The organism is Variovorax sp. KBW07, assembly GCF_003852515.1.
In the GTDB taxonomy this organism is placed as follows: domain Bacteria; phylum Pseudomonadota; class Gammaproteobacteria; order Burkholderiales; family Burkholderiaceae_C; genus Variovorax.
In genome coordinates, this window is sequence record NZ_QAJK01000123.1 from 57,659 (window position 1) to 69,965 (window position 12,307).

Below are 12,307 nucleotides of genomic sequence, written 5' to 3' on the forward strand. Positions count from 1 at the left end.
TGGTTTCTTATTCTTCTTCGTGCAGCAGGCTCAGGCCCAGCGCGCCGCGGCGGCGCAGCCATGGGCTCGGGCGATAGCGCGGATCGCCGTACACCGTCTGCAGGTTGAACAGCACTTCGAGCATGTTGGTCGGGCCGTAGAGGTTGCCCATGGCCAGCGGGCCGCGTGGGTAGCCCAGGCCCAGTTGCACGGCGGTCTCCAGGTCGGCCGGCGAGCACACGCGCTGCTGGCACATGTCGGTGGCGATGTTGACGATGGTGCCAATGACGCGCTGCGTGACGAAGCCGCCGCTGTCGCGGATCACGCTCACGGCCTTGCCGTCGCGCGCGAAGAGGGCGTGCGCGGCGTCGCGGATGTCGCGGCGCGTGGCCGGGTTGGTGGCGAGCACGCGGCGCTTGGTGGCGGCGTCGTCGATCAGCATGTCGATGCCGACGGTGCGCGTGGCGTCCAGGCGCTCGACGGCGGCCACCGTGGTCACGTCGAAGCCCAGCGGCGCGACAAGAATCAGCGAGTGCGGGGCGGCGGCGGCGCCGCTGTCGATCTGTGCGCCCAGCGTGTTGATCAGGCGCAGCAGCTCGGCGCGGCGTGCCGCACGGGGCGACACCCATACCGAAGGCGTGCCCTCGACCACGGGCGGCGGGGCCTCGGGCGCCTGCTGCATCACGCCGTCGTCATAGCGGTAGAAGCCCTCGCCGGTCTTGCGGCCCAGTGCGCCGGCAGCCAGGCGCTGCGCGGTGATCACGCTGGGGCGGAAGCGCGGTTCTTCGAAGTACTGGTGGTAGATGGACTCCATCACCGGGTGCGACACGTCGAGCGCCGTCAGGTCCATCAGCTCGAAGGGGCCAAGGCGAAAGCCCGCCTGGTCTTTCAGGATGCGATCGATGGTCGCGAAATCGGCCACGCCTTCGCCGACGATGCGCAGCGCCTCGGTGCCGTAGCCGCGCCCCGCGTGGTTGACGATGAAGCCGGGCGTGTCTTGCGCCTGCACGGCGCTGTGGCCCATCTGCGTGGCGTAGCCGGCCAGTTGCTTGCAGACCTCGGGCGAGGTCTTGAAGCCCGCGACCACCTCGACCACCTTCATGAGCGGCACGGGGTTGAAGAAGTGGAAGCCCGCGATGCGTTCGGGGCGCGCCAGCCCGGCCGCGATGGCCGTGACCGACAGCGACGATGTGTTGGTGACCAGCGTGGCGGTCGGTGCCACCACGGTTTCGAGTTCGCGGAACAGCTTGCGCTTGACCTCGAGGTCTTCGACCACGGCTTCGATCACCAGGTCACAGCCGGCCAGCGCCTGGATGGAGTCGACGGCCTTGACGCGGGCAATCTGGGCATCGCGCGCGGCGGCGTCGATCTTGCCCTTCTCGTGCAGCTTGTTCCATTGGGCGACGAGGGCTTCGCGGCCGCGCTCCGCGGCGCCTGCAAAGCTGTCGAGCAGCAGCACTTCGCTGCCGGCCTGGGCGGCGATCTGCGCGATGCCGCGTCCCATGGCGCCGGCGCCGATCACGCCGATTCGGGAGTAGTTCACTGTCATTGGATGAAGATTTTCGCTGGTTGGGTGGTATCCGCGCAGCTGCCGCGCAAGCGGAGGCCGAAGCGCGGCGGCAGGCCCCGATTTTGCAATCTCGCGCGCCCGGGGCGTGAAGGGTCTTACGCGGGGGCGCGATTTCAGGCCGGGCGGCGGCTGCGGTCGATGGTCACGCTGAGCGTCAGGGCGACCAGCAGCAGGGCAAAACCGACCCAGCTCATCCAGGCGGCCGCGTCGTTGGCCAGCAGCCAGCCACCCAGCCCCGCACCGACCGCCTGGCCGGTGTAGATGCCCGAGCTGTTCAGCGCCACCGAGCCCGGAGCGAGGGCGGGCGCCAGGCCCACCAGGCGGGCCTGTTGGGCCGAGTTGGTGGCAAAGCAGCCCAGGCCCCAGGGAACCAGCACCACGGCCAGCCAGGCCAACGTGGAGGCCAGCGGCCACAGCAGCAGGCTCAATGCAATCAGCAGGGTCGTGACCAGCACCATGCGGCCCGCGCCGATGCGGTCGATGAAGCGGCTGACCAGCATGTTGCCCACGAGGCCGCAGGCGCCGAACAGGGCCCACATCAGGCTCAGTGTGGTGGCATCGGCACCGAAGCTCTGCTTGAGGATCGGGCCGAAATAGCTGAAGAGCACGAACTGGCCCGCGCCCTGCATCGCCGTGACCGAGACGATGCCCATCAGCACCGGGCTGCGAAGCACGCGCGACCAGGCGGCGGCGGTCAGCGCCGCCGGGCGGATGCCTTGGGGCAGGGTGAGCCAGATCGATGCCGCGCTCACCACGCTCATCGCTGCAATCGCCAGGAAGGCCATCCGCCAGCCCAGGTGGCCGCCGATCAGCGCGCCGATGGGCAGGCCCAGCACCGAGGCCATCGACCAGCCCAGGAAGACGAAGGTCACGGCCCGCCCGCGGTGCTCGGGCGGCACCAGCATGCCGGCGCAGGCGGCAGCCTGGGGCGTGAAGATCGCGGGCGCGATCACCGTGAGCATGCGCATCGGGAGCAGGGCGCCGAAGCTCGGCATCAGCGCCGAGAGGGCGTGTCCGGCGGCATACCAGAGCAGGGTGAGGGCCAGCAGCTGGCGGCGGTCCCATCCCGCGACTGCAGCGGCCAGCAATGGCGCACCGATGCACATCACGGCTGCGGCGGCTGTGATCAGTTGGCCCGCGCTTGCGACGCTGACGGCCAGCGATGTGCTGATTTCATTGAGCGTGCCGGGCACGACCATCACGCCCGTGCCGATCACGAAATTGCCGGCCAGCAGCGCCCAGAGCGCGCCCCGCGGCGCGGGCTGGCTCACCGACTGACCTCTGCCTTCGGCTGCGGTGCTCGCCTTGGGTCGGCCCGGCGGCTCATGAAAGGCTCACCGGCGAACCTGCAGCGCGCCGGGGTTCACGATGTTCGTGGGGTTGCCGTTGATGTAGCTCACGACGTTGTCGAAAGCCTGGCCGAAATAGCTCTCGTAGCTTTCCTGCTCGACGTAGCCGATGTGCGGCGTGCAGATGCAGTTTTCCAAGCGCAGCAGGGCATGGCCTTGCAACGGCGGCTCGCTCTCGAACACGTCGATGGCGGCCAGCCCGGGGCGGCCGCGGTTGAGCGCGGCAAGCAGGGCATCGGCCTCGACCAACTCGGCGCGGGAGGTGTTGACGAACAGCGCCGTCGGCTTCATGCGCGAGAGGTCTTCCAGCGTGATGAGCCCGTTGGTCTCTTCGTTGAGCCGCAGGTGCACCGACAGCACGTCGGCCTGGGCGAAGAATTCGTGGCGGTTCTGCGCCACCTGGAAACCGTCGGAGCGGGCCTTGGCGCAGCTTGCCTCGCGGCCCCAGATCACCACCTGCATGCCGAAAGCCTGCCCGTAGCGCGCGACCAGCTGGCCGATGCGGCCGTAGCCCCAGATGCAAAGCGTCTTGCCCTTGAGCACCGAGCCGAGCCCGAAGTTGGGCGGCATCGAGGCCGACTTGAGCCCCGACTGCTGCCACGCACCGTGCTTGAGGTTGCTGATGTACTGCGGCAGCCGACGCATGGCCGCCATGATCAGCGCCCACGTGAGCTCGGCGGGTGCCTGCGGGGAGCCCGTGCCTTCGGCCACCGCCACGCCCCGCTCGGTACAGGCCGTGACGTCGATGTGGCCGCCGACCCTTCCTGTCTGAGAAATGAGCTTGAGCTTGGGCAGCTTTTCGATCAGCTGGCGCGAGATCTGGCTGCGCTCGCGGATCAGCACGATCACGTCGGCGTCCTTCAGGCGAACCGACAGTTGCCCGATGCCCTTGACCGTGTTGGTGTAGACCTTGGCCGCGTACGCGTCCAGCTTGGCGGCACAGCGCAGCTTGCGCACGGCGTCCTGGTAGTCGTCGAGGATCACAATGTTCATGGCGTGCCATTGTGCCTCGCAGCATTGGGATGTCGCGCCTGTGAACGTTTGGATACCCACCCCTGGGGGCTCTCGCAGGGGTGTGCGGACTCAGTGCAGGCGTGCCGAACGCGGGGCGGCGCCCATGGTTTCCGCCGTCTCGAGCGCCGCCAGGCGGTCAAGCTCCGCGCACACGTCGGCCATGCGGCCGGAGATCACGACGCGGTTGCTGGTGCGCTGCGACCCCTGCCGGTCGACCACGCGAACCACACGCAGCGGGCGTGCCGGTGCGGCGGTAGCCGTTGCCGACGCGGCGCCGTTGCCGGACCGGGTGGTGCAGGCGGGCCGTACCGCGACATAGCGCAGCCCGGCCGAGCTTTCGCCGTGATCGAGCGGGTCCCGGCGGTGAGAGCGGCGAACCGGCATCAGGCGGCTGGCGAGCGATTGCAGCGGCATCCAGAAATCAGCGATGGCGAGGAGGGCGATTCCCATGTGAACTCCAAAAAAGTATGAGGTTGAACACAGGCAGGATTTCTTGAATCGGCCGCGACAGGGTGATGGCGACTTCGCGCCATACGCCCGCCACCTGTTGCGGCCGGATGAGGTGCTGCTGCAAGCAGGCCGCGAGGCCTACATCAGCATGGTGTTGCGGATGAGTCCGACCGCGAGGCCTTCGATCTCGAAAGGCTCGCCGGGCTGGACGATGATGGTCGGGTAGTCGGGGTTCTCGGCGTGCAACTCGATGACCAGCTTGTTGCGCTTCAGGCGCTTGACCGTGACTTCGTCGCCCAGGCGCGCCACCACGATCTGCCCGTTGCGTGCTTCCTTGGTGGCCTGCACGGCGAGCAGGTCGCCGTCCATGATGCCGGCATCGCGCATCGACATGCCGCGTACCTTGAGCAGGTAGTCGGGCTGGCGCTGGAACAGCGTGTTCTCGACGTAGTAGGTCTGGTCGACGTGCTCCTGCGCCAGGATGGGCGAGCCGGCTGCGACGCGGCCGATGAGCGGCAGTGCGAGCTGTGCCATGCCGGGCAGCGAGAGCGAGAACTGGCCGCCTTCGCGGTGCCGCGTTTCGTTGAGCGAGCGCAGCGCGTCGCCCTTGAGGCGAATGCCGCGCGAGGTGCCGCTGACAAGCTCGATGACGCCCTTGCGGGCAAGCGCCTGCAGGTGTTCTTCGGCGGCGTTGGCCGACTTGAACCCCAGCTCGTTGGCAATTTCGGCGCGCGTTGGCGGCGCACCGGTGCGTGCGATGGCGCTCTGGATCAAGTCCAGGATCTGCTGCTGGCGGGCTGTAAGCTTCACTGCGAACTGCATTTGTGGTTCCTTGCGGCACTGGCTATTTATCCAGTGCCTGTATTTTTAACCAGTTTTTAAAAGTTGACAAGCGATGGCCAATTCCCCTTTGCCTGAAATGCGTCGCGTGGTGGTCCTGGGCACTGGCGGAACCATCGCCGGCAAGGCCGCAAGCAGCGGCGACAACATCGGCTACACAGCCGGGCAGGTGGACGTGGCCGACCTGCTGGGCGGCATCGAGGCGCCCGAAGGCGTGACGCTGGTGGCCGAGCAGGTGGCGCAGGTCGACAGCAAGGACATGTCGTTCGACATCTGGCAGAAGCTGGCGCAGCGCTGTGCACACTGGCTGGCGCAGCCCGATGTGGCGGGCGTCGTGGTCACCCATGGCACCGACACGCTGGAAGAGACGGCTTTCTTCCTGCATTCGGTGCTCGCGACGGCCAAGCCCGTGGTGCTGACCTGCGCGATGCGTCCGGCCACGGCGCTGGCGCCGGACGGGCCGCAGAACGTGCGCGATGCCATCGTGGTGGCGGCAACGGCCGGCGCCCGAGGCGTGACGGTGGTTTGCGCAGGCACGGTCCACGGCGGGGTCGACATCCAGAAGGTGCACACCTACCGGCTCGACGCCTTCGCTTCGGGCGATGCGGGGCCGGTCGGCTATGTGGAAGAGGGCGATGTGCGATGCGTCAGGCCGTGGCCGCAAGGGGCTGCGCTGTCAGCAGCAAAGGTGCTGGATAAGGCCGCGATTCAATGGCCGCGTGTCGAGATCGTCATGAGTCACGCCGGCGCGAGCGGCGCGCTCGTCGATGCGCTGCTGCAGGCGGGGAGCGCCGAGCCGGTGCGTGGGCTGGTCCTTGCCGCGACCGGAAACGGCACTCTGCACCACGCGCTGGAGGCAGCGGCGCTCAAGGCGCAAGACAGCGGGCTTGCGGTGTTGCGTGCCACGCGCTGCGCCAATGGCCGCATCCTGCCGAGGCCGGACGACCGGTTGCGCGACGCAGGCACGCTCACGCCGGTCAAGGCGCGTATCGCGCTGATGCTGGAACTGCTGGGGAAATGAAAACCGCCCTGTCGAATTGTCGAAGGGCGGCGGGAACGTCAGGTCAGCTGTTCAGTGCGGCAAGCGCACGTTGCGTGATCTCGTCGACCGTGCCTACGCCCTTGATGGCGCGGTACTTCGGCGCGGCGGCTGGGTCGGCCTTGGCCCAGGCCGAGTAGTAGTCGACGAGCGGGCGCGTCTGCTGGCTGTAGACGTCGAGCCGCTTGCGCACGGTTTCTTCCTTGTCGTCTTCGCGCTGGATCAGCTCTTCGCCGGTCACGTCGTCCTTGCCTTCCACCTTCGGCGGATTGAACTTGACGTGGTACGTGCGGCCCGAAGCGGGGTGCGAACGACGACCGCTCATGCGCTCGATGATGTCGCTGAAGGGCACGTCGATTTCAAGCACGTAGTCGAGCTTGACGCCCGCCGCCTTCATGGCGTCGGCCTGCGGAATGGTGCGCGGGAAACCGTCGAACAGAAAGCCGCTGGCGCAGTCGGCCTGTGCAATGCGTTCTTTCACGAGGTTGATGATCAGGTCGTCGCTGACCAGGGCACCGGCGTCCATGACGGCCTTGGCCTGCAGCCCCAGCGGCGTGCCGGCCTTTACGGCGGCGCGCAGCATGTCGCCGGTCGAGATTTGAGGGATGCTGTATTTCTGGCAGATGAAGGCCGCTTGCGTGCCTTTGCCCGCTCCGGGCGCGCCCAGCAAAATTAGTCTCATGGTGTCCTCGGACGGTTCTTAGATTTTGTGTCGCGCCAAGCGTCGGCCCCATGGCTGGGCAAGGCGGAGTTGCATCGAGGATAGCACGCGTGCCGTTGGGGATTTCCCCTTGTCTTCACTCGGGCGACGCGTCTGCTCAGGGGGCTGGCTTCGCTGCAAAGACGGCCCGCACGCGTGCCAGGTCTTCGGGGGTGTCGATGCCCGGCCCGGGTGCGACATGGCTCACATGCACCGCGATGCGGTGCCCGTGCCACAGCGCACGCAATTGTTCGAGTGCCTCCGTCGCTTCAACGGGGGACGGCGGCAGCGACGGAAACTTGCGCACGAAGCCCGCGCGGTAGCCGTAGATGCCGATGTGGCGAAGCGGAGCCGGGCTGGGCAGCACGGTCGGTGCCGCTCCGTTGGCGGAACCGTCGCGCCACCAAGGAATGGGGGCGCGGCTGAAATAGAGGGCGTGGCCCTGCGCGTCGAGCACGGCCTTCACCACGTTCGGGTTCATGAAGTCGGCGATCGAATCGATCTCGTGGGCGGCCGTGCTCATTGCGGCTTGCGGATGCGCGGCCAGTTCGGACGCCACGGCGTCGATCAGCGCGGGGTCGATCAGCGGTTCGTCGCCCTGCACGTTGACGACGATGTCGTCGCCGTCAAGGCCCAGTTGCTCGCAGGCCTCGGCCAGCCGGTCGGTGCCGCTGGGATGGTCCTGGCGCGTCAGGATGGCTTCGACGCCATGCGCCCGGCACGCTGAAATGATCGATGGATCGTCCCCGGCGACGACCACGCGCGCCGCACCCGATTCGCTGGCGCGCTGGGCAACGCGCACCACCATCGGCACGCCGGCGATATCGGCAAGCGGTTTGTTGGGCAGCCGTGTCGACGCCAGTCGCGCCGGCACCAGGACGGTGAAGCTCACAGCCCCAACTCGTCGTCGGACAGCGTGCGGGCTTCGTTTTCGAGCAGCACCGGGATGCCGTCGCGCACCGGATAGGCCAGGCGCGCACTGCGCGAGCACAGCTCCTGCTTCTCCGGGTTCCAGGTCAACGGGCCCTTGGTGACAGGGCAGACGAGCAGTTCAAGCAGCTTGGTATCCATCGAGCGATGATAGCTTTGCGTCGAGCGCGATGAAGAATTCCGGGGCCGGCGCGAAGTGCAGCGGCACAGCCAGCGCGTCGGGTGCCTTGCGCCACAGCTTGACCGCGTCTTTCTCCGTGCAGACGAGGGGAAGGGTGGTGTCGGAGGGGCGCTGCCAGCCGTCGAAATCGTGGTGGTCGGGCAGCGCGATGGCCTCGGCCAGCGTGAGGCCGCGCGCACGCAGCATCTCGAAGAATGCCTCGGGCCGTGCGATGGCGGCCAGCGCGATCACTGGCTTGCCGACGAGGGTTTCCAAAGGGACGTGTTTCCCCTCGCTGGTCAATGCGTGCGATGCCAGTCGGCGGGTGGCCGTGTAGCCACCGGCGAATGCGGGGCGCTCGCCGCTGTGCAACACCAGGTCGCAGTGGCGCGGCCAGGCCTCGCGCAACGGGCCGGCGGGCAAGCGCCAGCCATTGCCGATGCCTCGGTCGTCGAACACGCAGATCTCGATGTCGCGGCCCAGCGCCAGGTGCTGCAGCCCGTCGTCGCTGACGATGACCTGGGTGGACGGATGGCGCGCCAGCAGGGCCCGCGCGGCTTCAATACGCTGCCGCGCTACGAACACCGGTGCATGCGTGGCGTGGCGGATCAGCGCGGGCTCGTCACCCACATCGCGTGGGTCGCTGTCGTTGAGCACTTCGCGGCAGTCGTCGGTGTGGCGTCCGTAGCCGCGCGACACCACGCCGACCTGCTGCCCACTGTCCTGCAGGTGCCGCACGACGGCCATCACGACCGGCGTCTTGCCGGCGCCGCCCGCGATCACGTTGCCGACGACGATCACGGGCACCGGCACGCGCTCGGTGCGCAGCCATCCCAATCGATAGAGCCAGCCGCGCAAGGCGAAGATCGCGGCGTAGAGCAGGGACAAGGGCCACAGCAGGCAGGCCAGCGGCCCGCGGTGCAGCCACGCGTCTTGCAGCCGCGACCCCGAGGCGCCGGTGGTGCCGCGGCCTTCGGAAGGCACTCAGTGCCCGGCTTGCGCCGTCGACTGGGCTGCGAAAGTGATCTGCATGAGGCCGGCGCGGCGCGCGGCTTCCATCACCGTCACGACGGCCTGGTGCGGGCTGCTCGCGTCGGCGCTGATGATCACCACGCTGTCCTTGCCGCCGGTGGCCGCGGCGGCGAGCGCTGCGGCCACGGTTTCGACGTTGCGGTCGGCAACGGCGGCCTTGTTGACCGAATAGCGCCCGTCGGCCGACACCGTCACGATCACTTCCTTCGGATAGTCGCGTTGCGCGTCGACATCCGCCGTCGGCAGCCGCAACTGCATTTCGGTGAACTTGCTGTAGGTGGTCGACAGCATCAGGAAGATCAGCACCACCAGCAGCACGTCGATGAACGGGATCAGGTTGATCTCGGGCTCATCGCGCGAGCCGTGGCGAAACTGCATGCGGGCGCGGGTCATTTCCGCAGCGCGTTCAGGTGGCGGGCGAAGCGCTCGCCGGACAGCTCGAGGTTCAGCAGGTATTCGTCGACGCGGCTGCGGAAGTAGCGCCAGAAGATCAGCGTGGGAATGGCCACGATCAAACCGAAGGCCGTGTTGTACAGCGCGATCGAGATGCCGTGCGCCAGCTGCGCGGGGTTGCCCGAGCCGACGGCTCCGCTGCCTGGCGACTGCGAACCGAAGATCTCGATCATGCCGATCACCGTGCCCAGCAGGCCGAGCAGCGGCGCGGCGGAGGCAATGGTGGCCAGCGCCGGCAGGTAGCGCTCCAGCTTGTGCGCGATGGTGCGGCCCGACGCCTCCATGGCGGCGCGCAGGTCGTCTTCGGTGCAGCGCGGATTGGCGTTCAACGCCCGCAGGCCGGCGGCCAGCACCTGGCCGAGCATCGAGTTGCTTTCCAGCTTGGTCACGACATCGGGGCCGGGAATGGAGCCCCGCGACACGGTAATGGTCTCGTCGAGCAGCTTCGGCGGCAGTACCCTCACGGTCTTCAGACTCGTGAAACGTTCTATAACCAGCGTGAGCGCAATGACCGAACAGGCGAGCAATGGCCAGATAGGCCAGCCCGCGGCAACAATGATGGAAAACAAGAAAATCCTCCGGCCCGTAGACTGCAAATGCGCGGCGATTATCCACTGAGCCCACCATCGCCACGCGGCTTGTTTTCGTGTCGGCAAGGACGCACAGATTCTGTGGATAACTTTGTGATTAACCTGCTGCGCAACGCGTCCGAACCCGCATGGGACGGGCTTTCCGCTAGAACGACTGAATTTTGAGCAGCACTTTTTTCAATGAAATCAATGGCTTGCACGAGAAACCGTGCGCCTGTCCCGTACCGGGGCCAAGGAACGGGGGCGACGCCGCCCGTTGTGGAAGAGTGGCATTGCGCCGAGCGTGCACTTCATGAACCTGCGTGACGCGAATTCCGCGCCCGGGCCACGCGTCTGGGCCGTGGGCGCCTTGTGCCGCGCGGTCGCCGATGCGCTCGATGCGCGCTTCAATCCGGTCGCGGTGCGCGGCGAGATCTCCGGTTTTTCGCGGGCGTCGAGTGGACATTGTTACTTTTCGCTCAAGGACGAGTCCGGCCAGTTGCGCTGCGCGATGTTCCGCCGCGCCGCCGGCCTGCTCGATTTTTCGCCGCGCGATGGTGACCAGGTCGAGGTGCGCGGACGCCTTGCGGTGTACGAGCCGCGCGGTGACCTGCAACTCGTGGTCGAAAGCCTGCGGCGTGCGGGGCAGGGGGCGCTGTTCGAGCAGTTCATGCAACGCAAGGCGCGCCTGGAAGCCGAGGGGCTGTTCGATCCGGCGCGCAAGCGGGCGTTGCCGGCCATGCCGCGCGCGGTGGGTGTCGTCACGTCGCTGGGTGCTGCTGCGCTGCATGACGTGGTCACGGCCCTGCGGCGGCGCGTGCCGCACATTCCGGTGGTACTGGCGCCGGCGGCGGTGCAGGGCGCCAATGCGCCGGCCGAGCTGGTGCGCGCGTTGCAATCGCTCTACGCGCTCGAGCCTCAGGTCGACGTGATCCTGCTGGTGCGCGGCGGTGGCTCCATCGAAGACCTCTGGGCCTTCAACGACGAAACACTGGCACGCACCATCGTCCAGAGCCCTGTGCCGCTGATCAGCGGCGTGGGGCACGAGACCGATTTCACCATCGCCGATTTCTGCGCAGACCTGCGCGCGCCGACGCCCACCGCGGCGGCGGAACTGGTCAGTGCGCCGCGCGACCTGTGGCTCGGCGCGCTCGACTTGCTTGACGAGCGGCTCGGCGATGCGCTGGGCGGCCGGCTCGACGCGCTCGGGCAGCGTCTCGACCAGGCAGCGGGTCGCCTCGGAAGGCCCTCGAATCTTGTGGCTCGCCAGCAGCTTCGGCTGGCGCACCATGCACAGCGCCTTCAGTACGCCGTGCTGTCGAGGCGGGAGCGCCTTGCGCAAGCCCCGCGCCTGATCGCAGCCGATTTCCCCCTGAAGTTCGAACGTGCCGTGGTGCAGCGGCGCGAGCGCCTGGAGCGCGTGGCCTTGCGCTTGCGGCTGCTTGATCCGGCCCTGGTCTTGCAACGCGGATATGCGTGGCTGACCGACCCGGGTGGCCGCGCCATCGTCAGCGCCCGACAACTGGCGCCCGGCGATGCCGTCGTGGCGCGGCTGGCCGATGGCGAGGTCGACCTGACCGTCAAGCCCGGCGATGCAACGGGAACGCGTCCGACGCGACCTCAATAATTACTTCCTAGAATCCCTGATTCCCCACAACCAACCCACGAGAAAAAACCATGGAACATGTGCTCCCACCCCTGCCGTACGCTCTTGACGCACTGGCCCCCGAGTATTCGAAGGAAACCCTCGAGTACCACTACGGCAAGCACCACAACGCCTATGTCGTGAACCTGAACAACCTGCAGAAGGGCACCGAGTTCGAAGCCCTGACGCTGGAAGAGATCATCAAGAAGGCCAGCGGTGGCATCTACAACAACGCGGCCCAGATCTGGAACCACACCTTCTTCTGGAACTGCATGAAGCCGCAAGGCGGCGGCGCTCCCAGCGGCGCGCTGGCCAAGGCCATCGACGCCAAGTGGGGCAGCTACGACGCCTTCAAGGAAGCGTTCGTGAAGTCGGCCGTGGGCAACTTCGGCTCGGGCTGGACCTGGCTGGTGAAGAAACCCGACGGCTCGGTGGACATCGTGAACACCGGCGCCGCCGGCACGCCGCTGACCACCGCCGACACGGCGCTGCTGACCGTGGACGTGTGGGAGCACGCGTACTACATCGACTACCGCAACCTGCGCCCGAAGTTCGTCGAGACCTTCCTGGCCAAGCT

The 12,307-nt window shown here is 67.5% G+C and carries 14 protein-coding genes; 3 read left to right on the forward strand and 11 right to left on the reverse strand.

The window, feature by feature from the left end:
* Nucleotides 1-7 precede the first annotated feature (7 nt).
* The 5 genes from DBV14_RS23350 to lexA form a co-directional block, all read right to left on the reverse strand.
* Complete coding sequence (locus DBV14_RS23350; protein ID WP_124462563.1) at nt 8-1,528, reverse strand: 3-hydroxyacyl-CoA dehydrogenase; 1,521 nt, start codon at nt 1,526-1,528, stop codon at nt 8-10.
* A 134-nt stretch (nt 1,529-1,662) separates the two neighbouring features.
* Nucleotides 1,663-2,820 (reverse strand): MFS transporter, encoded by a 1,158-nt coding sequence (locus tag DBV14_RS23355; protein WP_124462565.1) that lies wholly within the window; start codon nt 2,818-2,820, stop codon nt 1,663-1,665.
* 63 nt (nt 2,821-2,883) lie between these two features.
* Nucleotides 2,884-3,891, reverse strand: coding sequence for a D-2-hydroxyacid dehydrogenase family protein (locus DBV14_RS23360; RefSeq protein ID WP_124462567.1), 1,008 nt, complete (start codon nt 3,889-3,891; stop codon nt 2,884-2,886).
* 90 nt (nt 3,892-3,981) lie between these two features.
* A complete protein-coding gene (locus tag DBV14_RS23365) occupies nt 3,982-4,362 on the reverse strand; it encodes a hypothetical protein (protein WP_124462569.1) in 381 nt (126 codons plus the stop codon).
* A 138-nt stretch (nt 4,363-4,500) separates the two neighbouring features.
* Nucleotides 4,501-5,184 (reverse strand): transcriptional repressor LexA, encoded by a 684-nt coding sequence (gene lexA / locus DBV14_RS23370; RefSeq protein ID WP_124462571.1) that lies wholly within the window; start codon nt 5,182-5,184, stop codon nt 4,501-4,503.
* 73 nt (nt 5,185-5,257) lie between these two features.
* On the opposite strand from lexA, the gene DBV14_RS23375 reads away from it, so the two are divergent.
* Complete coding sequence (locus tag DBV14_RS23375; RefSeq protein WP_124462573.1) at nt 5,258-6,223, forward strand: asparaginase; 966 nt, start codon at nt 5,258-5,260, stop codon at nt 6,221-6,223.
* Nucleotides 6,224-6,266: 43 nt separating this feature from the next.
* On the opposite strand, the gene adk is transcribed toward DBV14_RS23375, so the two are convergent.
* The 6 genes from adk to DBV14_RS23405 all read right to left on the reverse strand — a co-directional run bounded on the left by adk (nt 6,267) and on the right by DBV14_RS23405 (nt 10,085).
* Nucleotides 6,267-6,923 carry an adenylate kinase gene (adk, locus tag DBV14_RS23380; protein ID WP_124462575.1) on the reverse strand — a complete coding sequence of 219 codons (657 nt, stop codon included), beginning with the start codon at nt 6,921-6,923 and terminating at the stop codon, nt 6,267-6,269.
* Between the two features lie 136 nt (nt 6,924-7,059).
* Nucleotides 7,060-7,833, reverse strand: a complete 774-nt coding sequence (gene kdsB, locus DBV14_RS23385; RefSeq protein WP_124462577.1) for a 3-deoxy-manno-octulosonate cytidylyltransferase — start codon at nt 7,831-7,833, stop codon at nt 7,060-7,062.
* Nucleotides 7,830-8,012, reverse strand: a complete 183-nt coding sequence (locus tag DBV14_RS23390; RefSeq protein ID WP_057596378.1) for a Trm112 family protein — start codon at nt 8,010-8,012, stop codon at nt 7,830-7,832. The genes kdsB and DBV14_RS23390 overlap by 4 nt, the downstream gene beginning before the upstream one ends.
* Complete coding sequence (gene lpxK, locus DBV14_RS23395) at nt 7,993-9,015, reverse strand: tetraacyldisaccharide 4'-kinase (RefSeq protein ID WP_124462579.1); 1,023 nt, start codon at nt 9,013-9,015, stop codon at nt 7,993-7,995. Before lpxK ends, DBV14_RS23390 begins: the two co-directional genes overlap by 20 nt.
* Nucleotides 9,016-9,456 (reverse strand): biopolymer transporter ExbD, encoded by a 441-nt coding sequence (locus DBV14_RS23400; protein ID WP_124462581.1) that lies wholly within the window; start codon nt 9,454-9,456, stop codon nt 9,016-9,018.
* Nucleotides 9,453-10,085 (reverse strand): MotA/TolQ/ExbB proton channel family protein, encoded by a 633-nt coding sequence (locus tag DBV14_RS23405; RefSeq protein ID WP_124462582.1) that lies wholly within the window; start codon nt 10,083-10,085, stop codon nt 9,453-9,455. The genes DBV14_RS23400 and DBV14_RS23405 overlap by 4 nt, the downstream gene beginning before the upstream one ends.
* A 313-nt stretch (nt 10,086-10,398) precedes the next feature.
* Here DBV14_RS23405 and xseA point away from each other — a divergent pair, with 313 nt between their 5' ends.
* Nucleotides 10,399-11,712 carry an exodeoxyribonuclease VII large subunit gene (gene xseA / locus DBV14_RS23410; RefSeq protein WP_124462584.1) on the forward strand — a complete coding sequence of 438 codons (1,314 nt, stop codon included), beginning with the start codon at nt 10,399-10,401 and terminating at the stop codon, nt 11,710-11,712.
* Nucleotides 11,713-11,762: 50 nt separating this feature from the next.
* The coding region (locus DBV14_RS23415; RefSeq protein WP_124462586.1) for a superoxide dismutase at nt 11,763-12,307 on the forward strand (545 nt) is incomplete at its 3' end.

Bases quoted from the DNA above. Each gene is read 5' to 3' on its own strand.
- xseA (WP_124462584.1), top strand. From the start codon at position 10,399: ATGAACCTGCGTGACGCGAATTCCGCGCCCGGGCCACGCGTCTGGGCC.
- DBV14_RS23350 (WP_124462563.1), bottom strand. From the start codon at position 1,528: ATGACAGTGAACTACTCCCGAATCGGCGTGATCGGCGCCGGCGCCATG.
- DBV14_RS23400 (WP_124462581.1), bottom strand. From the start codon at position 9,456: ATGACCCGCGCCCGCATGCAGTTTCGCCACGGCTCGCGCGATGAGCCC.
- adk (WP_124462575.1), bottom strand. From the start codon at position 6,923: ATGAGACTAATTTTGCTGGGCGCGCCCGGAGCGGGCAAAGGCACGCAA.
- DBV14_RS23360 (WP_124462567.1), bottom strand. From the start codon at position 3,891: ATGAACATTGTGATCCTCGACGACTACCAGGACGCCGTGCGCAAGCTG.
- DBV14_RS23375 (WP_124462573.1), top strand. From the start codon at position 5,258: ATGGCCAATTCCCCTTTGCCTGAAATGCGTCGCGTGGTGGTCCTGGGC.
- lexA (WP_124462571.1), bottom strand. From the start codon at position 5,184: ATGCAGTTCGCAGTGAAGCTTACAGCCCGCCAGCAGCAGATCCTGGAC.
- DBV14_RS23390 (WP_057596378.1), bottom strand. From the start codon at position 8,012: ATGGATACCAAGCTGCTTGAACTGCTCGTCTGCCCTGTCACCAAGGGC.
- DBV14_RS23365 (WP_124462569.1), bottom strand. From the start codon at position 4,362: ATGGGAATCGCCCTCCTCGCCATCGCTGATTTCTGGATGCCGCTGCAA.